The 23,306-nt window shown below is 33.7% G+C and carries 20 protein-coding genes and 1 other RNA gene; 2 read left to right on the top strand and 19 right to left on the bottom strand.

Annotated features, from left to right (window positions below):
• Positions 1-70: 70 nt before the first annotated feature.
• The 9 genes from SH09_RS04985 to sal(D) form a co-directional block, all read right to left on the bottom strand.
• Positions 71-400 carry a DUF1292 domain-containing protein gene (locus SH09_RS04985; RefSeq protein ID WP_042738524.1) on the bottom strand — a complete coding sequence of 110 codons (330 nt, stop codon included), beginning with the start codon at positions 398-400 and terminating at the stop codon, positions 71-73.
• A 17-nt stretch (positions 401-417) separates the two neighbouring features.
• A complete protein-coding gene (gene ruvX / locus SH09_RS04980; RefSeq protein WP_042738523.1) occupies positions 418-846 on the bottom strand; it encodes a Holliday junction resolvase RuvX in 429 nt (142 codons plus the stop codon).
• A gap of 3 nt (positions 847-849) precedes the next feature.
• On the bottom strand, positions 850-1,110 hold the full coding sequence (locus SH09_RS04975; RefSeq protein ID WP_042738522.1) for an IreB family regulatory phosphoprotein: 261 nt from the start codon (positions 1,108-1,110) through the stop codon (positions 850-852).
• Positions 1,111-1,182: 72 nt separating this feature from the next.
• Entirely contained in the window at positions 1,183-3,813 is a 2,631-nt protein-coding gene (gene alaS, locus SH09_RS04970) for an alanine--tRNA ligase (RefSeq protein ID WP_042738521.1), read from the bottom strand.
• A 361-nt stretch (positions 3,814-4,174) separates the two neighbouring features.
• Entirely contained in the window at positions 4,175-6,565 is a 2,391-nt protein-coding gene (gene recD2 / locus SH09_RS04965; protein ID WP_042738520.1) for an SF1B family DNA helicase RecD2, read from the bottom strand.
• A gap of 2 nt (positions 6,566-6,567) precedes the next feature.
• Positions 6,568-7,233 (bottom strand): tetratricopeptide repeat protein, encoded by a 666-nt coding sequence (locus SH09_RS04960; RefSeq protein WP_042738519.1) that lies wholly within the window; start codon positions 7,231-7,233, stop codon positions 6,568-6,570.
• 138 nt (positions 7,234-7,371) lie between these two features.
• Positions 7,372-8,484 (bottom strand): tRNA 2-thiouridine(34) synthase MnmA, encoded by a 1,113-nt coding sequence (gene mnmA, locus SH09_RS04955; protein WP_042738518.1) that lies wholly within the window; start codon positions 8,482-8,484, stop codon positions 7,372-7,374.
• A complete protein-coding gene (locus SH09_RS04950) occupies positions 8,485-9,627 on the bottom strand; it encodes a cysteine desulfurase family protein (RefSeq protein WP_042738517.1) in 1,143 nt (380 codons plus the stop codon). It abuts the gene before it with no gap.
• A 60-nt stretch (positions 9,628-9,687) separates the two neighbouring features.
• The gene (gene sal(D) / locus SH09_RS04945) at positions 9,688-11,322 is read right to left on the bottom strand and encodes an ABC-F type ribosomal protection protein Sal(D) (protein WP_082039181.1); all 1,635 of its coding nucleotides are present in this window, start codon (positions 11,320-11,322) and stop codon (positions 9,688-9,690) included.
• 283 nt (positions 11,323-11,605) lie between these two features.
• Between sal(D) and SH09_RS04940 the strand changes: the two genes are divergently transcribed.
• Positions 11,606-12,619 carry an LLM class flavin-dependent oxidoreductase gene (locus tag SH09_RS04940; protein WP_042738516.1) on the top strand — a complete coding sequence of 338 codons (1,014 nt, stop codon included), beginning with the start codon at positions 11,606-11,608 and terminating at the stop codon, positions 12,617-12,619.
• A gap of 137 nt (positions 12,620-12,756) precedes the next feature.
• Here the strand turns inward: SH09_RS04940 and SH09_RS16860 are convergent, their stop codons facing one another.
• The 3 genes from SH09_RS16860 to cymR form a co-directional block, all read right to left on the bottom strand.
• On the bottom strand, positions 12,757-12,915 hold the full coding sequence (locus SH09_RS16860; RefSeq protein WP_162846333.1) for a hypothetical protein: 159 nt from the start codon (positions 12,913-12,915) through the stop codon (positions 12,757-12,759).
• Between the two features lie 43 nt (positions 12,916-12,958).
• On the bottom strand, positions 12,959-13,141 hold the full coding sequence (locus SH09_RS04935; RefSeq protein WP_042738515.1) for a CsbD family protein: 183 nt from the start codon (positions 13,139-13,141) through the stop codon (positions 12,959-12,961).
• Between the two features lie 173 nt (positions 13,142-13,314).
• Positions 13,315-13,734 (bottom strand): cysteine metabolism transcriptional regulator CymR, encoded by a 420-nt coding sequence (gene cymR, locus SH09_RS04930; RefSeq protein ID WP_042738514.1) that lies wholly within the window; start codon positions 13,732-13,734, stop codon positions 13,315-13,317.
• An 86-nt stretch (positions 13,735-13,820) separates the two neighbouring features.
• Between cymR and SH09_RS04925 the strand changes: the two genes are divergently transcribed.
• Positions 13,821-15,104, top strand: coding sequence for a replication-associated recombination protein A (locus SH09_RS04925; RefSeq protein WP_042738513.1), 1,284 nt, complete (start codon positions 13,821-13,823; stop codon positions 15,102-15,104).
• 86 nt (positions 15,105-15,190) lie between these two features.
• On the opposite strand, the gene SH09_RS04920 is transcribed toward SH09_RS04925, so the two are convergent.
• The 7 genes from SH09_RS04920 to SH09_RS04895 form a co-directional block, all read right to left on the bottom strand.
• On the bottom strand, positions 15,191-15,964 hold the full coding sequence (locus SH09_RS04920) for a tRNA threonylcarbamoyladenosine dehydratase (RefSeq protein WP_042738512.1): 774 nt from the start codon (positions 15,962-15,964) through the stop codon (positions 15,191-15,193).
• Positions 15,965-16,119: 155 nt separating this feature from the next.
• Positions 16,120-16,310: non-coding RNA, 6S RNA (gene ssrS / locus SH09_RS15890), on the bottom strand.
• A gap of 71 nt (positions 16,311-16,381) precedes the next feature.
• Positions 16,382-18,148, bottom strand: coding sequence for an aspartate--tRNA ligase (gene aspS, locus SH09_RS04915; protein WP_042738511.1), 1,767 nt, complete (start codon positions 18,146-18,148; stop codon positions 16,382-16,384).
• A 12-nt stretch (positions 18,149-18,160) separates the two neighbouring features.
• Complete coding sequence (gene hisS / locus SH09_RS04910) at positions 18,161-19,423, bottom strand: histidine--tRNA ligase (protein WP_042738510.1); 1,263 nt, start codon at positions 19,421-19,423, stop codon at positions 18,161-18,163.
• Positions 19,424-19,758: 335 nt separating this feature from the next.
• Positions 19,759-20,634 carry an N-acetylmuramoyl-L-alanine amidase gene (locus SH09_RS04905; protein WP_042738509.1) on the bottom strand — a complete coding sequence of 292 codons (876 nt, stop codon included), beginning with the start codon at positions 20,632-20,634 and terminating at the stop codon, positions 19,759-19,761.
• Entirely contained in the window at positions 20,631-21,083 is a 453-nt protein-coding gene (gene dtd / locus SH09_RS04900) for a D-aminoacyl-tRNA deacylase (protein WP_042738508.1), read from the bottom strand. The genes SH09_RS04905 and dtd overlap by 4 nt, the downstream gene beginning before the upstream one ends.
• Positions 21,084-21,096: 13 nt before the next feature.
• Positions 21,097-23,286, bottom strand: a complete 2,190-nt coding sequence (locus SH09_RS04895) for a RelA/SpoT family protein (RefSeq protein ID WP_042738507.1) — start codon at positions 23,284-23,286, stop codon at positions 21,097-21,099.
• Between the last annotated feature and the right edge of the window lie 20 nt (positions 23,287-23,306).

Below are 23,306 nucleotides of genomic sequence, written 5' to 3'. Positions count from 1 at the left end.
AGGAAGATGATTTCCAATCTCATACTAATTTAATTATCATCGTTCAGACTAAAATAAATCAGATTATCATTTAGTGTTCATGATCGTGGTCATGATCATCCATTTCTGTATTGACGATTTCTTCAATCATATCCCATTCTTCATCTGTTTCTACTGGTAAGAATTTACCACCGTCACCATTTTCATCAGCTTCATTAATCATTGGGATTAATTCTACTAAATCATCGTCATCAGATTCTGCGCCTTCTTCTGCAAGAATCACATACTCTTTCTTAAATTCTGGATGATAGAATTCTAAAACTTTACGGTATAAGACTTCATTACCTTCTTCATCGTATAAAGTTAATAATTCCTCTTCGTTGTTAATTTGTAATTCTGCATCATGATTATGTTCTGTCATTGTATAACGCTCCTTTATTATTGAATAGAATCTAAATAACCTTGCAAGATGAATACTGCTGCCATTTTGTCTATTACTTTTTTTCTTTTCTGTCTTGAAACATCTGCCTCTAGTAAAGAACGTTCAGCGGCCATCGTACTCAATCGTTCATCCCACATAATAATCTCTAATGATGGCAATGCTTCTTGTAGTTGCTCCTTGTATTGTAACGAAGCCTCACCTCGAAATCCAATAGAATTATTCATATTCTTTGGCAATCCAATTACAACAGAGCCTACTTTTTCTTTTTCTATTATTTTCACTAATGCTGCTATACCTAAATCGCCATTTGCTTCATCTATTTGGAGTGTATCTAACCCTTGGGCTGTCCAACCCATTAAATCACTTATTGCTATACCAACAGTTTTACTTCCTACATCTAATCCTATTATTTTATGCTTTAGCATTGCTTACTTATCATTCTCAGCTAAATAATTTGAAACTAATTCTTCCATAATATCATCACGATCTATACGACGGATTTGATTTCTAGCTTCATTGTGACGCGGAATATAGGCAGGATCTCCAGATAAGAGATAACCTACAATTTGATTTACAGGATTATAGTTTTTTTCTTCTAACGTTTTGTAGACATTTTGCAATACTGTTTTGACATCTTCTTTAGGAATTTCATCATAATTGAATTTCATTGTTTTATCAAAGTTTTCCATTGTTAAACACTCCTTAAATCGCGCAAATAATTTCTATACTTTAGTTACATTCTACATGACAATGGTTTTAAGTTATAGTGATTTAATATAATTTTTAATGAAACGTAATGATTCTGTGATGTTTTCAGGTTCAGTTCCGCCACCTTGAGCCATATCTGGACGACCGCCACCTTTACCACCAACTTGTGGAGCCATATTCTTAATAATATCACCAGCTTTGATTTTTCCTGTAAGTTCTTTAGGTACAGTGGCGATAAGAGAAACCTTTCCATCAACGTTACTAATTAAGATAATTACCGTATCTTGTAACTTCGATTTGAAATCATCCATCGTTTCACGAATAGCTTTTGCATTTGCAACTTCAACTTCTGTAGCTAATACCTTAAGTCCATTAATTTCTTCAACTTGATCTGTGATATCACCCATTTTTAGTGACGTAATTTCTTTATTACGTTGTTCTAATTGCTTCGTTAGTTCTTTTTCGTCTACTTGCATTTGCTGCACTTTATCAACCACTTGATCGTCAGATTTCACTTTCACAAGATCTTTAACAGCATTGAATTTTTCTTGAACTGCTTCTAAATATTGGAACGCACCTTTACCAGTCAACGCTTCAATACGTCTAACTCCAGCACCAGTACCTGACTCACTAACAATTTTAAACAACCCAATTTCTGATGTATTGTTAACATGTGTTCCTCCACATAATTCGATAGAATACGGTGACATATCGACTACACGAACAACGTCTCCATATTTTTCTCCGAATAAAGCCATTGCACCCATTGCTTTTGCATCTGAAATTGACATTTCTTTAATGTTTACATTGATGCTATTCCAAATTTCTTCGTTAACTCGACGTTCAACTTCAGCAATTTCATTATCATTCATTGGTCCAAAATGTGAAAAGTCAAAGCGTAGTCGATCACTTTCTACTAACGAACCTGCTTGGTTAACATGATCTCCCAATACTTCTTTCAAGGCAGCATGTAATAAATGCGTTGCGCTATGGTTTTTCTCAATAGCTAAACGTGCTTTTTGATTTACTTTAGCTTCTACAGGACTACCTTTTGTAACTTGACCAAATTGAACTTCACCTTTGTGGAGATTTTGACCATTTGGCGTTTTTGTTACTTCGTTTACAGCTATTTCAAAGTGTTCGTTGCCAACTGTACCTTTATCAGCAACTTGACCACCACTTACCGCATAAAACGGTGTTTCCTCTAAAATAAAGTGAATGCTTTGACCTGCTTCTACAGATTCAACTAATGCACCGTCAAATAGTATATCAGTTATTGTTGTAGCTTGCTCCATTACATCATAACCGACAAAGTTACTTTGTGTTGTAATATTTTTCAATACTTCACTTTGTACTTGCATAGATTGCGTGTTTTGACGTGCTTGTCTTGCTCTATCTCTTTGTTGTTGCATTTCTGCATCAAATGTTTCCATATCTACTGACAATTGTTCTTGTAGTGCAATTTCTTCAGTTAGTTCAATAGGGAAACCATAAGTATCATATAATTTAAATGCATCTTTACCGCTTATCTGATGGTTGCCTTCTTTTGCATTTGCAACTAAATTATTTAAAATTGCTAAACCTTCTTCTAATGTTTCATGGAAACGCTCTTCCTCAGATTTAATTACACGTTTAATAAAATCAGCTTTTTCAAGAACATTTGGATAATACGGTTCCATAATTTCAGCCACAATATCCACTAAACGATACATGAATGGTTCATTGATATCTAAAGTTTGACTGAATCTCACTGCACGACGTAATAGACGTCGTAATACATATCCACGACCTTCATTTGCTGGCAAAGCACCATCTGCAATGGCAAAGGCAATCGTTCTAATATGGTCAGCGATAACTTTAAATGCTACATCGTTGGCTTCAACTTCTAAATATTTTTTTCCTGAAATCTGTTCAACTTCATTAATAATTGGCATAAACAAATCTGTTTCATAATTCGTGCGAACATTTTGAGCTATTGATGCCATACGTTCTAATCCCATACCCGTATCAATATTTTTATTTGGTAACGGCGTATATGAGTGATCTTTGTTATGATTGAACTCACTAAATACTAAATTCCATACTTCAAGATAACGCTCATTTTCTCCACCTGGATACATTTCCTCTGCTGGGTCATTAGCACCAAATTGCTCTCCTCTATCATAAAAAATCTCAGTATTAGGACCTGAAGGACCTTCACCAATATCCCAGAAATTTCCTTCAATACGAATGATTCGACTTTCCTCTAAACCAATCTCTTCATTCCAAATTTCATAAGCTTCCGTATCTTCAGGATGAATCGTGACATATAGTTTTTCTGGCTCCATTGCCATCCATTTATCACTTGTTAAAAATTCCCAAGCAAATGTAATTGCTTCACGTTTAAAGTAGTCCCCAATTGAAAAATTACCAAGCATTTCAAAGAATGTATGGTGTCTTGCAGTGAAACCTACATTTTCAATATCATTTGTTCGAATTGCTTTTTGAGAATTTACAATCCTTGGTTTTTTAGGTGTTTCACGGCCATCGAAATATTTTTTTAAAGTCGCTACTCCTGAATTAATCCATAATAGCGAATCATCATCAATTGGTACTAAAGGTGCTGATGGTTCAACCATATGTCCTTTTTCAACAAAATAATCTATAAAACTTTGTCTAATTTCACTTGCTTTTAGATTTTTCATCCTTAAATATCCTCCATCTCATCTCATGTTCTGCACAATTCCAGTAATACTATAAATCAGCAAATAAAAAACGCCCATCCTCATAAAAGGGACGAACGTTTCGCGGTACCACCCTAGTTATAAGTAATTAGTAAATTAATAATATTTAGTCATGTTATCAATCGGACTACATGGCATCACATCATCAAAATCCACCAATTCTCACTTATCACTCAATTAGTTCTTATGTTTACTGACATAAAGTAGCGTTCAATTATGTTAACTGTACTTCTCAGCAACCAGTACATCTCTATAGGGTTTAACATAATTTACTCATCTTTATGCAACGTTAGTTATATTGTATTTATTTTCCGCCTTATTGTCAATCTTCTATAAAATCATAAGGCGAAATTTGGCCCATATTAATCATTGGGTCAATTTTAAACATTGTTGTTTCAGTTAAAATCGTATCGGCATCTACATATTCATTTATTTGTTGTGCTTCTGTATCCGCTTCTTCATTATTGAAATAATCCTTTAAAAATGAACAAAGTTGAGTCAAACGCACTTGTCCATGTGTGTTCAATCCTATTTCAAAGGCTTGTGGATCTCCTAAAAATACAAGAGACTGTTTAGCTCTTGTTAATCCAGTATATAATATAGGCTTTTGTAACATTCTAAAGTATTGTTTGACCATAGGCATAATGACGATTGGAAATTCAGACCCTTGTGACTTATGAATAGAAGTACAATAAGCATGTGTTAACTCCATTAAATCTTGTCTTGAAAATGTAATTTCATTTCCTTCAAAATCAACGACTAAGACGTCTTTATTCAAGGCATTTTCCTTTGCCCAAAATATACCTACAACAACACCAATATCACCATTAAAAATATTATCGCTAGGTCTATTCACAAGTTGCAATACTTTATCTCCTTTACGAAATATCACATCACCAAATTCTATTTCTCTAGAATCTTTTTGTTTAGGATTAAGTATAGATTGCAACACTGTATTGAGCTTTTTAATACCGGCTGACCCTTTATACATAGGCGCTAATACTTGAATATCACTCATGTCATAGCCTTTCTTCACTGCACTGCCCACAACCTTTTCGACTACAGTGGGAATTTGTTCAGTACTACAATTAATAAAGTTACGATCGTGATAACGTTGGCTTATATCAATAGGTTCGTTTAATTTCATACGATGTGCTAATTCAATGATACTTGAACCATCTTGCTGGCGATAAACTTCAGTTAAATTCACACGTGGCACCACTTTTGAGTCAATTAAATCCTTAAATACTTGTCCTGGTCCTACTGATGGCAATTGGTCTTCATCGCCTACGAGTACAATTTGTGCATCTATTGGTACAGCATTCATAAATTGGTGAAATAGCCACGTATCAACCATTGACATTTCATCTATAATGATTAATTTGGCTGATATCTCGTTATCCAAGATATCTTCAGGTTGGGTATCTTGATTCCAACCTATCAAACGATGAATCGTCATAGCTTCAAGTCCTGTTGCATCTGCTAGACGTTTCGATGCCCTTCCAGTTGGCGCACCTAATACAACTGGATAATCATCATTTTTATAGTCGTCATAATCTAGAGATAACCCATGTATTTCAGCATATAATTCTACAATACCTTTAATTACTGTAGTCTTACCTGTACCTGGACCACCTGTTAACAGCATTACCTTTGAATTAATTGCAGTTTGTAACGCTTCTCGTTGTGACTCAGCATAATTAACATCATTTCTCGTTTCAATTTCACCTATCTCTAACAATAGATCTGACTGTTCAATTTCCTTTAATTTGTTAGTATAAGTAAAATTACGATACAAGTTTTGGACACTTTTTAATTCAGAATAATACAAACTTGGTATTGCAACTTCAGTGTCTTGACGTATTAACTTATCTGCATCTACAAGTTGTTGCATGACTTCTTCTAATTGTTCGTGGTTAATTATTTCTTGTGGTTGATTCGACAACATGTCACTGGTCATATCTAACACAGTTTGTGTTGGCAAGTATGTATGTCCTTGTTTGATACATTCTTCCTCTAGAACATAAAGCACACCAGCTTTCAATCGTTCAGGATCATTAAATTGTATTCCAACGTTTCTTGCTAAAGTATCCGCCTTATTAAAACCTATTCCTTTAACATCGTAAACGAGTTGATAAGGTTTTTGCTCAACTATCGTCAATGTTTCACCAAGATAAGCTTGATAAATAGACATCGCTAATTTGGGACCAAAGCCTAAATCATGTAGTCTGATAATGATTTGCTCTGTTTCCTGATTACTTGCAATTTGTTCAGCTATTTGCTTTTGTTTCTTTTTTGGTAAACCAGGCACATTTTCTAGAATAGTTGGATCATTCAATATATCATTGATTGCATTTTCGCCTAGTTTATTAACAATACTTTGCGCTGTTTTTTTTCCGATACCTTTAAATAAATCACTCGACAAGTAACTAATTATCGCTTCTTTCGTTTGTGGTAATTCCTTTTCAAATGTTTCTGCTTTTAATTGCTTACCATACTTTGCGTGCGTCACTATTTGACCTTTAAAGGTATATACGTCTCCTTCAGCAATATCTGGAAAGAACCCTACAATTGTAGGCATCGAATCAAAATTTTCATTTGTTTCAATCGTATCGACCTTTAAGACGGTGTAGAAATTTTCTTTATTTTGAAAAAGTATAGCATCTACTGTGCCTTTAATCATTGATTGATTAAATAATGTAGGGTCCTCCATAATTACTCCTCCTCTGCAATAGCTTTAAATGTCTTTATTGCATGTTGACTCATTAAATGTTCTGGATTTACGGCAACTGCTTGTTCAAAATAAGCAATAGCCTTTGATGTATCTTCCGTTTGCATATATGTCGCCAAACCTAAATTGTATAACGCATCCGTATGTGTAGGTTCTACAGAAACAACATGCTCTAATTGTTTGATTGCAGCATCAAACATTTCTAAATGGCACAACACTAACCCATACTGAAATTGAACCTCAACATCTTGACGTTCATCTAATTCTGCAGCTGTCATTAAGAATGGCATTGCTTCTTTAAAAGCTTCTAAATGATTGAAAGACATGCCAATCATATAATTTGTATCTACCTTATCGATGTTATATTTTAACGCTTGCTGATAAAGCTTGATTGCTTCTTTAAATCTACTTTCATTGTAGTATACATTACCTAAATTGTAGTAGATAGCTCCATTTTCAGGATCAATTGTAATCGCCTTTTGGAAGAATTTTTCTGCTTTTTCAACTTCCCCTGCTTCAGCAATTAATATGCCTGCGTTAATATAATTTTCAACTTGTTGTGGATCTTGCTCAATATTGTTAAATAACGCAGCTAAGGCCTCTTCAATTTTTCCTTCTTTAATTAATTCATAAATTTGTTCTTGCTCCATTGTAACCCTCATTTCTGAGATTTTATTATAACATTGCGGCATCATAAATATATTTACATTGCCAAAAAGAAATCGCTAGAAACTATCTTCTACATAGTATACTAGCGATATTAAATCATTGCCAATCTATTCGATATATTAAACTACATAACTTAACTGACCTGATTCTTTAAATACATCATCAATAGTAGCGCCGCCTAAACATACATCACCATCATAAAAGACAACGGCTTGTCCAGGTGTAATGGCTCTTACTGGTTCATCAAAGGTCACACGAATAGCATTTTCACTTTCTTTTCTTACAAAGACCTGTGTATCCTTTTGACGATATCTGAATTTTGCAGTACAAGCAAATCCTTTTTCTAAATCAACCGCATTGATAAATGATGCATCTGAAGCAATAAGATAATCACTGTATAATGCATCATGATGGAATCCTTGTTCAACATATAAAATATTGTCGTCTAAATTTTTGCCCACAACAAACCATGGATCTCCATCTCCACCAATACCTAAGCCATGACGTTGACCAATCGTATAATACATTAATCCAGCATGCATACCAACCTTTTCACCTGATAGCGTACGCATTTCGCCAGCTTGTGCAGGTAAATATTGCGATAAAAATTCTTTGAAATTACGTTCACCAATAAAACAAATTCCAGTAGAATCTTTTTTCTTAGCTGTTGCAAGCCCCGCTTCTTCAGCAATTTTACGTACTTCTTTTTTATCAATATCTCCAATAGGGAACATGACATGAGACAATTGTTCTTGAGATAATTGATTTAAGAAGTAAGTTTGATCTTTGTTGTTATCAACACCGCGAAGCATTTCTACATGTCCATCTTCGTGACGGCGAATTCTAGCATAATGACCTGTAGCTACATAATCGGCACCTAATTTCAATGCATGTTCTAAAAATGCTTTGAATTTGATTTCTTTATTACACATAACATCTGGATTGGGTGTACGTCCTTTTTTATATTCATCTAAAAAGTATGTGAATACTTTATCCCAATATTCCTGTTCAAAATTCACCGCGTAATACGGTATACCAATTTGATTACATACAGCTATAACATCATTATAATCTTCTGTAGCAGTACAATAACCATTTTCGTCTGTATCGTCCCAATTCTTCATAAAAATGCCGATGACATCATAACCTTGTTCTTTTAATATGTGAGCAGTAACGGAACTATCCACGCCACCTGACATGCCGACTACAACTCGTGTATCTTTATTTGACAACTAAATTTCCTCCTTGAATTTATGGTATATTTTATGGATTTCTGTAGCTATATATTTAACTTCTTGCTCTGTAGTCAATTCATTAAAACTAAATCTCACTGAATGTTTCGCTCGTTCATCTGTATCAAACATCGCTACTAGTACATGCGATGGCGTAGTAGTTCCAGCAGTACATGCGGAACCAGAAGATACATATATATTCGATAAATCTAATAATGTAAGTAATGTTTCTACATCAATAAAAGGGAAGTATAAATTAATAATATGACCTGTCGAGTCAGTCATTGATCCATTAAATTCAAATGGTATTGACCGCTCTTGCAATGATACTAAAAATAAGTTTTTCAAATTCAACAAATGCACATTATTTGTATCACGTTGTGTATCAGCTAATGTTAAGGCCTCTGAAAAACCTACAATCTGTGGTAAATTTTCTGTACCAGCACGTCTTTTCGCTTCTTGGTCACCGCCTAATTGTGTATATTGAATTGGTGTGTTTTCTTTTAGTAATAATGCACCCACACCCTTTGGACCACCGAATTTATGTGCTGTAATACTCATAGCCGCAATATCAAACTCATTAAACTTGATATCTAGATGACCAATTGCTTGAACTGTATCAACATGGAGGAGTGCATTAGACTCTGCAACAATTGCATCAATATCATACATTGGTTGAACAGTACCCACTTCATTATTTACAAACATTATAGAAACGAGAATAGTTGATGGCGTCAATGCTTCCTTTAATTGATCTAATTGTACTATTCCCTCTTTATTCACATCTAGATATGTTACATCAAATCCCTCGTGCTCAAGTTGTTCAAATACATGGAGTACAGAATGGTGTTCAATTTTTGTCGTAATAATATGATTCCCTTGCTCACGTAACTGATATGCAATACCCTTTATAGCAGTATTATTAGATTCTGTTGCACCACTTGTAAATATAACTTCACTCGGTTTAGCGCCAAGTATCTTGGCTACATTTCTACGTGATTCATCTAAATACTTTCGTGCATCTCGTCCCAAACTATGAATAGATGAAGGATTTCCATAATGACCTGTATAAATATCCATCATTTTATCGATTACTTCCTGCTTTACAGGGGTTGTTGCAGCGTAGTCTGCATATACTTCCATGTTTGACACTCCTTAAATTTTTATCAATGTTCCAATGATAGCACCATCTAATTAAATTTTCTAGTTGTCTGTTTCAAAATGTCCGAATTCATCTATCGACTTATAATCATCTAATAATTTTAATGTATCATCCACCATATTGGGTGAATGCTTCTCTGATAATGTTAAATTCATTAACTTTTTATCTTTAATTGTCCAATGTGTCGCTGTAATTTGAGATTTCAAGTATTCATCATGCGTCACAATCATTACTTGTCCTGCAAATTGCTTTAGCATCTGTAATATTAAATCTTGCGTAGCAATATCGAAGTAATTGGTTGGTTCGTCGAGAATTAATAAATGTGGATTTGAGAAATATAATAATACAAACTGTAATCTACTTTTCTCTCCCATAGATAATTGAGAAATTGGAAGGTTTATTTTTTGGTTATCAAATCCAAATGACGCTAATATCGTTTGTGCTTGACTACGTTCCATACCCTCCATGTTTAATAACATTGTTAATGCTGTGCTGTCATAATTTAAATTGTCATTTTTTTGGTCAAAATAAGCTATTTTTAGAGAAGGCGTTATATAAATATCACCCTCATCTGGTATTATTGACTGCTTGATAATTGAGATTAATAATGATTTGCCACTACCATTCGGGCCAGTAAGTATAATGTTTTCATTATCTTTAATTTCGAAATTTGCATTTTGATAAATATTCTTACCATCAATAGTGATGCTAAAATCATATAATTGCATTAAATATTTTTTATTTAGCGCATCTTGATTCTCAAAATGGAAGTGACGATCATCCGACTTAGGCTGTTGGACTTTAATCTTTTCAAGTTTTTGATTTATTTGTGATTCTTTAACCTTTGCCTTTTGAGCTAATTTACTCAAACGCTTTTGCTCTAACGGATTACGAACACTTGCAGATTGATTCGCAGTTTTATGCCAATTTTTAACTCTATCTACGGTTGCTTCCAAAGCTTTTATTTCTTTTTGCTTTTTCTCGTATACCTTTTTTTGAGTTTCTCTTTCAACATCTATAATGGATTTATATTGACTATAATTACCAGTAAATTTTCTTGTAGCTTGTGGTGTAATTTCAATAATGTGCGTTGCAGTTTCGTCGATAAATCCTCTATGATGTGACACGTATAATATACTTTGCTTTGCTTGCTTTATATAATCCACGACAATATGAATCATTTGTTTATCTAAGTGATTTGTTGGTTCATCCAACAAGATTAAATTTTTTTCTGAAATCATTGCTCGAACTAATGCTACTTTGGTTTGTTGTCCGCCGCTTAACTGCCCCATTTGTTTATCTAAATCTGACTCTTCTAAATTTAATTGCTTTGCTTGTAAAATGATTTGTTCTTCTATTTCATATCCATTAAGTTCTATATAGTCACCAATTTTTTCATAATCAGTTTGCATAGCAAGTTTAATATCTAATAATTCTGGATACCACGACATAATATAATTTATTGCCGTTTCATTTTTATACTTCGATAATTCTTGATCCATCAAATACGTTGAATCATTATATTTATTGTAAATTGCATTGAGTAATGTTGATTTACCTACCCCGTTATCACCAACAATTGCTATATGTTCACCTGGTTCAACACTTAAATTAACCTCTTCTATTAATGTCTTGCCGAACCTTTCAAATGGCTTTTCTGTAAAATAAAAAGACATACCAATTCCCCACTTTCATGGATATGACATGTCAACAGTAAAATTACATTACTTATTCTGTTATTAATAATAACGAGCCTGTTTAAGACATAGACATATCCCATAATTTTATATTTGCTTTAGTTTCTAATTTGTTTATCTTATGAGTTTTATCCATTGTCCTAATTTAAGCCACCTAACGTTTTAATTTGGATATAGTATAACAGTGAGCAATATTTTACGCAAGTTTTAAAACGACTGTTATACTTCTTTATATTAGAAACACCGAGGAGGAAATAATAAAATGAAAGATGTAAGACTCTCTGCACTAAACTTAGTGCCTATTCGTGAAGGTCAAGATGACAAAGATGCTATTAAAGATATGGTTAAACTAGCGCAAAACCTTGAAGCATTAGATTATGATCGATACTGGATAGCTGAGCACCATAATGCTCCTAATTTAGTGAGCTCAGCAACTGCATTATTAATACAACACACTTTAGAACATACATCTAAGATAAGAGTTGGTTCTGGAGGTATCATGCTACCAAACCATGCGCCATTAATCGTAGCTGAACAATTTGGTACTATGGAAACAGTTTTTCCCAACCGTGTTGATTTAGGATTGGGACGTGCACCTGGTACTGATATGATGACAGCAAGTGCATTAAGAAGAGATCAACACAATGGCGTTTACGAATTTCCAGATGAGGTAGAACAGTTAGCCACTTATTTCGGACCAAGTAACCAACAGTCATATGTCCGTGCATACCCAGCAGTGAATAAAAATGTTCCTCTTTATATTTTAGGTTCTTCTACTGATTCTGCACATTTAGCTGCAAGAAAAGGATTACCCTATGTATTTGCAGGACATTTTGCCCCTCAACAAATGAAAGAAGCAATGTCAATTTATAAAGAATTATTCGAACCATCAGAAGTATTGCAAGAACCTTATATGATTGTTTGTTTAAATGCAATAGTTGCAGATACAGATGAACAAGCATACTACCTTGCTTCCACTCAAGCACAAGTAATGGTTAGTATTACTAGAGGTAAAATGCAACCTGTACAACCACCAACTGATGATTTGAAAGGATTATTAACACCAAGAGAATTTGAAATGGCACAACAAAGATTAAATCAATCCTTAATTGGTTCTGAAGAGACAGTAAAGCAAAAATTAGAAGCATTTATTGAGGTTTATGGAGAAATAGATGAACTAATGGCAATAAGTTATGTATACGATCAAAATGCGCAATTAGAGTCATACAAAAAACTTAAAAATATCATCGACACGCATTTCACTGATAATAAATAAGAACTATGACCAACCATCACATTGCTAAAAATATAATGTGCTGGTTTATTTATTAACTTGTATAAACTAAGCTATATAAGGCAAAAAAACTGTCGACAAAACAATATTGTCGACAGTTTTAAAATATAATAGCTATTTTATTTTTCGTTGTCTTTATCTTTATTATCATCACTGCCACCAGTGAATTTGTCAATTTGTTCAGACGCTTGTTTCGCCTTTTCATTATCTGAATCCTTTAATTTGTCAGAAACTGTTTTTGCAGCTTCTTTCGCTTTATCTAAGAAATTCTCAGCCATGGTAATGTTCCCCTTTCGGATTTAAACTAAAGTTATATAAATTTTATTTTTTAAATTTATCAATAGCTTCGTTTGCTTTTTGTTTTGCATTTTCAACGACTTCTTTGGCTTTGCCAGATTTTTTGTCGTCTTTTCCTTCATTTTCTAAATCTTTATTGTCAGTAACATTACCGACAGTTTCTTTTACATTACCTTTGGCTTGTTCAATTTTGCTTTCATCAGCCATTTAAAAAACCTCCTTAGCGATGTATATGTTTGTTATATACCACTTTTAAAATTTGATTAAACATAATAATTAAATCTTTAAAGACGCTAAATAATTTATAAGGCTGAATTTATAGAAACCATCTACTTTATAATCGATTAAAAGACAACAATGTTATCAAATCATTATATTAATTAAATATAGAACATATATCCATCTAAATTATTTGTCTCTTTATAATCAGCTAAATATTTTAGTGTTGTATTATCTAATACTTCTCTTACTGCATCTCTCATACGAATCCAAAGTTGTTTTTGTGCTGGTGGTTCAGATTCAATACTTTCTACAAATGTAATTGGCCCTTCTAATAAACGAATAATATCGCCCGCTGTAATTTCTTCGGCTGATACTCTAAGTTGGTAACCACCCTTAGCACCACGAACACTTCGAATTAATCCAGCGTTTCTCAATGGACCCACCAATTGTTCAAGATACAAATCACTTAAATTATTCTCTTCCGCGATAGATTTTAAAGAAACACACCCTTGGCCTTGCTTTTTAGCTAAGGATATCATTAGTGTTAATCCATATCTTCCTTTTGTTGAAATTTTCATTATATAACCTCACTTAATTCGAATACTATATATTAACATTCTATCATTTTTTACGTTAATATAGAATTAGAAAGGTGTGAAAGATTGTGACAAACGAACCCCTCGCTTCAAGAATGAGACCTAATAATATTGACGAAATAATTTCTCAACAACATTTAGTTGGTCCAAAAGGCATTATTAGAAGGATGGTTGAAACAAAACGATTATCTTCTATGATATTTTATGGTCCACCTGGAATCGGCAAAACAAGTATCGCTAAAGCCATTTCAGGAAGTACACAATTTAAATTTAGACAGCTTAATGCTGTTACAAATACTAAAAAAGATATGCAACTTATTGTGGAAGAAGCAAAAATGTCAGGTCAAGTGATTCTGTTATTAGACGAAATTCATAGATTAGACAAAGCGAAACAAGATTTTTTATTGCCACATTTAGAAAATGGAAAGATTGTGCTCATTGGCGCCACAACTTCAAATCCATATCATGCCATCAATCCTGCCATTCGTTCGAGAGCACAAATTTTTGAATTATATCCATTAAATGACGATGATATTAAACTTTCATTAACACGTGCACTAGAAGATAGTGAACGTGGTTTAGCACAATATCATCCAGTAGTAGATTCAGAGGCAATGACTTATTTTTCTACACAAAGTCAAGGTGATGTAAGAAGTGCACTTAACGCGCTAGAATTGGCAGTATTAAGTTCTGAGGTTAGCGAAAATAAGCAACGCATTATTACATTACAAGATGCTAAGGATTGTTTACAAAAAGGTGCATTTGTTAGTGATAAAGATGGAGATATGCACTATGATGTGATGAGCGCCTTTCAAAAATCAATTCGTGGAAGTGATGTGAATGCTGCTTTACATTATTTAGCTAGATTGATTGAAGCTGGAGACTTACCAACAATAGTTCGAAGATTACTCGTTATTGCTTATGAAGATATTGGGTTGGCATCACCAAGTGCAGGTCAACGTACTTTAGCTGCCATTGAATCAGCAGAAAGGCTAGGCTTTCCAGAAGCACGCATTCCCTTAAGCCAAGCTGTTATTGAACTCTGTCTCTCTCCAAAATCTAACTCTGGCATAACAGCCATTGATGCGGCATTATCTGATATTCGTAAAGGCAAAATAGGACAAATACCTGACCATTTAAAGGATGGTCACTACGCAGGTGCAAAAGAATTAGGCCGAGCTATTGGCTATAAATACCCACATAGTTATGAAAACGGATTTGTACCTCAACAGTATTTGCCAAGCAAATTAAAGCATAGTATCTATTATCAACCTAAAACTACTTCTAAAACCGAGCAACAATTTAAAACAATATACGACAATATTTTAGACTCTCAACAAAAACTAAAATAACATATTTATAAAAATAACAGCAGACAAGAACAATCTAATCCACTTTGTTCTAATCTGCTGTATTTTTTAACTGTACATAAATTATACTATTGCTTTCTATCTTTAATTCGCGTAACTGATATATCTTTTAAAATATCATTGACAACGTAGCTTGCACATATCAACCCTACGACACTAGGGACGAAGGCGTTAGAGGATGGTGGCATTTGTCCCTTTCTCGTAGGGGCATTCGCATCACCAACAGTTTCCTTGACGTCTTCTCTAATAACGATAGGACTTTCATCGGAGAAAACTACTGGTATCCCCTTTTTAATACCAGCTTTTTTCAATTTTTGTCTGATAATTTTTGCCATTGGATCCATGTGTGTTTTTGAAATGTCAGCAATTTGGAAACGCGTCGGATCAGTTTTATTGGCAGCTCCCATGCTTGAAATTACTTTGATGCCTCTTGCTAGACATTCTTTCATTAAGTGAACTTTATAAATAATTGTATCACTTGCATCAACAAAATAATCGATATCATAATTATTAAATAAATCTTCATATGTTTCCTCAGTATAGAACATGTGAAGTGGCGTGACTTTACATTCTGGATTAATTAATTTGATACGCTCTTCCATTAACGTCACTTTACTTTGACCAATTGTAGATGTTAAAGCATGTAGTTGACGATTTACATTGGTAATATCCACATCATCTTTATCAATTAATATAATATGACCTATATTTGTTCTTGCTAAGGCTTCAGCTGCAAATGAACCAACGCCACCTACACCTAATACTACGACCGTTTTATCCTTTAATAAATCTAGGCCTTCTTGTCCATAGGCCAATTCATTACGTGAAAATTGATGTTTCATTGTCATACTCCTCATTAAAAATTTAACTTTTACTTCACTTTTATTATATCATGCTACCACTTTTTTCAATTTACAAAAATAGTAACATCCCAATTTATAATTTAGATTAATATTAAAATACAAAAAAATACGCAAGACCGAAGTCTTGCGTACCGATAGAGTCCGTCTGTGCCGTAGTTGTAAAGTGCTTGATCATTCGGCCTGTTCTAAACAGGTGGGTGCCCTGTTTCTTGTGTTGCAAGTCCTCCTTTAGAGGCGTGTGCGCTGCAAGAAAACCTATTGGGCTCCCTGATCAAAGAGTGTTAGGCCCAAATAAAAAGCAAACATACGAACACTACAGATGACTATCTTATGGACATATCATACCACATAATTCGAAATAAGCAAGAATAAAGACTTTTATAAATAACTTATTAATTAATGGCGGATACGTAGTGATAATTCTTCAAGTTGATTATCAGATACTTCACTTGGAGCATCTGTTAATAAACATGATGCGGATGCTGTTTTAGGGAATGCAATTGTGTCACGTAAATTTGTACGACCTGTTAATAACATAACTAATCGGTCTAAACCAAGCGCGATTCCGCCATGTGGTGGTGCTCCGTAATTAAATGCATCAATTAAGAATCCAAATTGTTCTCTAGCTTGTTCTGGTGTGAATCCTAGTACTTCAAACATTTTTTCTTGTAATTCACCATTGTGAATTCTGATTGAACCACCACCTAATTCATATCCATTTAAGACAATGTCATAAGCATTGGCTTGTGCATTTTCTGGTTCAGTATCTAATTTTGCAATGTCTTCTTGTTTCGGTGCAGTAAATGGATGGTGTGCTGCTGCATAACGCTTAGTATCTTCATCATATTCTAATAATGGCCAATCTGTTACCCATAAGAAGTTTAATTTAGTTTCATCGATTAATTCTAATTCTTTTGCTAGTTTAAGTCTTAAAGCACCTAAACTTTGCGCTACTACACTTGGTTTATCAGCAACAAATAATACTAAATCTCCTGCTTCAGCTTCAGTTAATTCTTGTAATTTTGCAACATGATCTTGTTCAAAGAATTTAGCAATCGGTCCGTTCAAGCCGTCTTCAACAACTTTAACCCATGCCAATCCTTTAGCACCATAAATTCCAACAAATTCAGTTAATGCGTCAATATCTTTTCTTGTATAATGGTCAGAGGCACCTTTAGCCACTATTGCTTTAACTTGACCATTGTTGTTAACTGTATCTTTAAATACTTTGAAATCCATGATTTCGCCTAATTCTGATACATTGATTAACTCCATATCAAAACGCGTGTCTGGTTTATCCGAACCGTAACGTTCCATTGCTTCATGATAAGTCATTCTAGGGAATGGTCGTGGAACTTCAATGTTTTTAACATCCTTTACGACATTCTGTAACATTTCTTCGCCCATATCCATTACGTCTTCTTGATCTACGAAACTCATTTCAATATCAACTTGTGTAAATTCAGGTTGTCTATCTGCACGTAAATCCTCATCACGGAAACATTTAACGATTTGATAGTATTTATCAAATCCACTAATCATTAACAATTGTTTAAATATTTGTGGTGATTGCGGTAAAGCATAAAATTCACCTTCGTGTACACGTGAAGGTACTAAATAGTCACGCGCACCTTCTGGCGTAGATTTTGTTAAGACTGGTGTTTCAATATCATAAAATCCTGCCTGATCTAAATATTGTCTAATTGAACGTGTTGTTTGGTGACGCATTTTAAATGTTTGAGCTAATTCTTGTCTTCTTAAATCTAAATATCTATATTTTAAACGGATATTTTCATCAACATTTTGATTTTCCTCATTTAAAGCAAATGGAGGTGTTTCTGATTTGTTTATAATTTGAATATCAGATACTTGTACCTCAACTTGTCCAGTTGCAATTTTAGGGTTTACTGTTTCAGGATCACGTTTTTTAACTACCCCTCTTACTTCAACAATGTACTCAGATCTTACAGTTTCCGCTACATGTAATGCTTCTTCTGAAAAATCCGGATTGAATACAATTTGTACATATCCTTCTCTATCACGTAAGTCTACGAATATTAAGCCACCTAAGTCTCTACGGTTGTGTATCCAACCTTTAAGTACTACTTCTTCTTCTAAATGCGCTTCAGTAATCAGTCCGCAATATGTTGTACGCTTAGTCATTTCATCTTCTCCTTATTTTTTGAAATAATTAACAATTTCAGATAATGTAATTTCTTCAGATTCACCTGTTTGCATATTCTTTACATTAATTTTGTCGTTTTCTAATTCTTGGTCTCCAACCACAATAGTATAATTTGCATTCAAACGATCCGCTTGTTTCATTTGACCTTTAATTTTTCTACTTAAATAATCTTTATCAGCACGGACACCTTGCTTACGTAAATCATTTAATAATTTAACCGCATATCGATCAGCTTGTTCACCCATAGTTACAATAAACAAATCAAAGTCTTTGTCTACGTCTAATTCAATGCCTTCTTCTTCAAGTGCCATTAATAAACGCTCAATACTCAAGGCAAATCCAATGCCAGTTTGATTCGGACCATCTAACAATTCAAGCAATCCATTATAACGTCCACCACCACATAACGTAGTTATTGCTCCGTCAAAATTTGGATTATCTATCATTAACTCAAATGCTGTGTGCGTATAATAATCAAGACCTCTAACAAGATTTGGATCTTCAACGTAAGGAATTTCTAAGTCATCTAAATGTTGTTTCACTTCAGCAAAGTAATTTTTTGATGTTTCATTTAAATATTCAGTAATTCTTGGCGCTGATTTGACCGCTTCTTTATCTCTATCTACCTTACAATCCAAAATTCTCATAGGATTTGTATGCAATCTAGATTGACAATCACTACAGAAAGTGTCGATGACTGGCTCAAAGTGTTTAACTAAAGCTTCATTGTATTCTTTACGTGAATCGATATCACCAATACTATTGATGACTAATTTTAAATGTTTTAAACCAAATGATTCATAAATGTGCATCACCATTGCCAACACTTCAGCATCCATTGCAGGATTTTCAGCACCAATTGCTTCAACCCCGAATTGTGTGAATTGGCGATAACGTCCCTTTTGCTTTCTTTCATAACGGAACATTGGCCCATTGTAATATAACTTTACAGGTTGGTTTGGCAATCCTTGCATTTTATTTTCAATGTATGAACGTACCACGGCGGCAGTACCTTCTGGTCTAAGTGTCATACTTCTATCACCTTTATCAATAAAGGTATACATTTCCTTTTGAACGACATCTGTAGAACCACCGACACCGCGTGCAAATAATTCTGTACTTTCAAAAATTGGTGTTCTAATTTCTTGATAATTGTAAAATTCCATCAATTCATCCAATTTAGTTTCAATGTAACGCCATTTTTTTGTTTCTTCTGGCAGTATATCTTGAGTACCTCTAGGTATATTTATCATAGAATCTCTCCTTTTTAACAATAAAAAAGTCCCTTGCATGACATTATAGTCATACAAGGGACGATGTTCTCCGTGTTGCCACCCTAATTGGCCATAAATTTCTTATGACCCACTTTAAAACGAAATAACGTTCGTTACACGACTTTATAAAATAAAGCACCTCTTCTTGTGTTATATTACTAAGTTACTCAGCATAATCTTTCAGCCACGAATTATGTCTCTACACATTTGTTAAAATGCTACCTCTTTCATTTAGTAATTTCAAGAATCATAACGGTTTTAATATAGAATTCATATTCAATAATAACGACTTTATTATCAATATGCAACCTTTTTTATTGAGAGAAATAAGATTTCAGTCCATCTACGACTGCTTTTTCCACAATATGACGATGAAGTTGATCTTGAATCATATCTTCGTCTGTTGGGTTGCTGATATAGCCTAATTCTAGTAATACGGCAGGTACATTGGTTTGTCTCAATACTTGGAAATTCTCTTGTCTTGCACCTTTATTAGTTAATAAAGCTCTCTTCTGCAAGCTTGCACTGATTGTTTCTGCTAAAGCTTCTTGGTTATCTTTGTACCAATATACGGTACTACCATTAGCCTTTGATGATTTTAAAGAATCATTATGTATGCTTATATATGCGTCACCTTTAATATTTCTATCGTCAAGACTTACATAAACATCGGATTCACGTGTCATATTTACTACTGCGCCTTCCTTTTCTAACAAGGCCTTTAATTCCTTTGCAGTTTTTAAAGTATACACTTTTTCCTTACTATGCTTTTTTGTATTACTTGAAGCTCCCTGATCACTACCGCCGTGACCAGGGTCAAGTACTATTGTTTTATCTTTTAAAGGTTTAGCATTCGGATTGGCATCTGCTTGAATATCTAAATTCGTATGCCAACCTGCTACCCAACCTTTCTCTTTACCATTACTGGATTCTACCTGAATCCACTTACCTGACTTATTAATTTTATGGAAGTTTTGTCCTTTGTAAATTGGATCAATCACTGGATAAATTGCGCTCGGTCCAGTTCTTAATTCCGCATCTTCTGTAACATAAATTGTACTGCCATCTTCACTATTATGATTTAAGAAAGAAATGATCATAAAAATAAAGATAATAAATGCTACTACGACAATTAGTGTGGGAATGTTTCTGAGATTATTATTTTCTAACCAAGTATTGAATTTTTTCATATGATTTTGCCATCCTGACTTTCATATATAATTGTTACAGGGCCATCATTGGCAATATTAACGAGCATGTCTGTACCAAATTCTCCCGTCAATACATTGACTCCATAAGAACGCAATGCGTCATTAAACTTTTCATAAAATTCATTTGCTTGTTCTGGTGGCATAGAACGTGAGAATCCTGGTCTATTTCCCTTTCTCACATCTGCATATAATGTAAATTGAGAAATAGATAAGATCTCACCTTCTATTTGCTGAATATTGAGATTCAGCTTACCTTGCTCATCTTCAAACAGTCTTGCATTAACGATTTTTTTAGCTAATGCTTCAATATCCGCTTCTGTGGATTCGCTACCAATACCAACTAATAAACAATAACCTTGTTTAATCTGATTATCTATTGTTCCATTAGAAACTGAAGCTTCTTTTACTCTTTGAACCACTATTTTCATGTATGTTGCACCTCTAATTCCAAACTCTTGTAACCGTGTAAACATCACCAAGTTGTTTTATTTTTTCAACTACTTGATATACTTCGTTCACATTTTTAACCATAACACTAATATTAATTACGGCATTTTTATCTACATCTGAACGTCCGGAAACTTTAACTAAATTACTCTGCGTTGAATTTACAGCTTGTAATACTTCGTTTAAAAGCCCGTTGCGATCATATGCAGAAACTTCTAAATCTACTTGATATCTTTGTGTAGAATCCTTTGAACGTACCCATTCAACATGAATAAGACGATCATGTTCATTTTTTATATTCGGGCAATCTGTTCTATGTACTTTGATACCGTGTCCTTTAGTGATATAACCTACAATATCATCTCCAGGTATTGGATTACAACATTTTGACAGTTTGATCAAGACATTTTCGATACCTTCAACATATACACCACTATCAGTAGTTATATCATCCTTTATTGGAACTGACTTTGTGATTTCTTGTGCTTCATTTAAAGCTTTTTGCTTTTCTAATATTCTTTGCTTTTCTGTCAATTTGTTGACAATTTGCAATGCAGTTACGCCTCCGAATCCTACGGCTGCAAATAAGTCCTCTTCATTAGCAAAGTTATATTTATCATTAACAATTTCGATATTGTCATCAGTCAACACATCATCTACTCTAAATCCATGATCTTTGATTTCAGCCTCAATCATAAATTTACCTTTTTCAATATTTGATGAACGGTCTTGTTTTTTAAAGAAGCTTCGAATTTTACTTTTGGCACTAGATGACTTAACAATCTTCAACCAGTCACGACTTGGACCATATGAATGTTTACTCGTACGTATTTCAACAATATCACCGGTTTGTAAGACATAATCAATTGGTTCAATTTTTCCGTTAACTTTCGCACCTATCATCTTGTTTCCAACTTCACTATGAATTGCATAAGCAAAATCAATTGGCACCGCACCATATGGCAACTCAATAACATCACTTTCAGGCGTAAAGGCATAAACTTTATCGCTTTGCAAATCAAATTTCAACGTTTCCATAAACTCTTCAGCATCAGAAGTTGTATTATCAGTCTCGGCTAATTCCTTTAACCAATTTAATTTTTTATTAAAGCTTTGTGTCTTTTCATTAACCTTTTTACCTTCTTTATAAGCCCAATGTGCTGCAACCCCGTGTTCTGCAATTTCATGCATTTCAAATGTACGAATTTGAATTTCTAATGGGTCTCCATTTGGACCAACTACCGTCGTATGTAATGATTGATACATATTTTGTTTTGGCATGGCAATATAATCCTTGAATCTGCCTGGCATGGGTTTCCATAATGTATGTACTAAACCTAAAATGGCATAACAATCATTGATAGAATTAACAATCACTCTTATTGCCAATAAATCAAAGATTTGATCAAATTGCTTTTTCTGTTTAACCATTTTTCGATATATGCTATAAATATGCTTTGGTCTACCACTGATATCACCTTGTATATTCATAGATGACATATCTTGTTGAATGTTTTCAATGGCATTTTGAATGTATTCTTCACGCTCACTACGTTTCTTTTTCATGAGGTTAACGATTCTAAAATATTGCACACTATCAATATATCTTAAAGATGTATCTTCTAATTCCCATTTAATCGTATTGATACCTAAACGATGCGCTAAAGGTGCATAAATTTCTAAAGTTTCTTTAGAAATTCTGATTTGTTTTTCTCTTTTCATTGCCTTAAGTGTTCTCATATTATGTAATCTGTCGGCTAATTTTACTAAAATAACACGAACATCTTTTGCAATAGCGATAAACAGTTTTCTATGGTTTTCAGCCTGTTGTTCTTCTTTTGAACGATATTTTACTTTTTTTAACTTGGTTACACCCTCAACGATAACCGCAATTTCCTCATTAAACATACCTTTTACATCATCAAATGTATATGGCGTATCTTCAATTACGTCATGTAAAAAACCTGCAACAATCGTAGGTCCGTCTAAATGCATTTCTGTTAAGATACCAGCCACTTGAATAGGATGCATAATATAGGGTAGTCCATTTTTACGAAATTGACCTTCATGTGCTTCATAAGCAAGATGATAACTCTTTAATACATACTGATAGTCTTCCTTTGAAAGATATGATTTTGCTTTGGATAATACCTCGTCAGCACTATATGGATATTCATTATTCACATTAGACACCCCCACACGTT

It is taken from the genome of Staphylococcus gallinarum, from assembly GCF_000875895.1.
Taxonomy (GTDB): Bacteria; Bacillota; Bacilli; order Staphylococcales; family Staphylococcaceae; genus Staphylococcus; species Staphylococcus gallinarum.
This window is presented reverse-complemented; position numbering and strand designations above follow the sequence as displayed.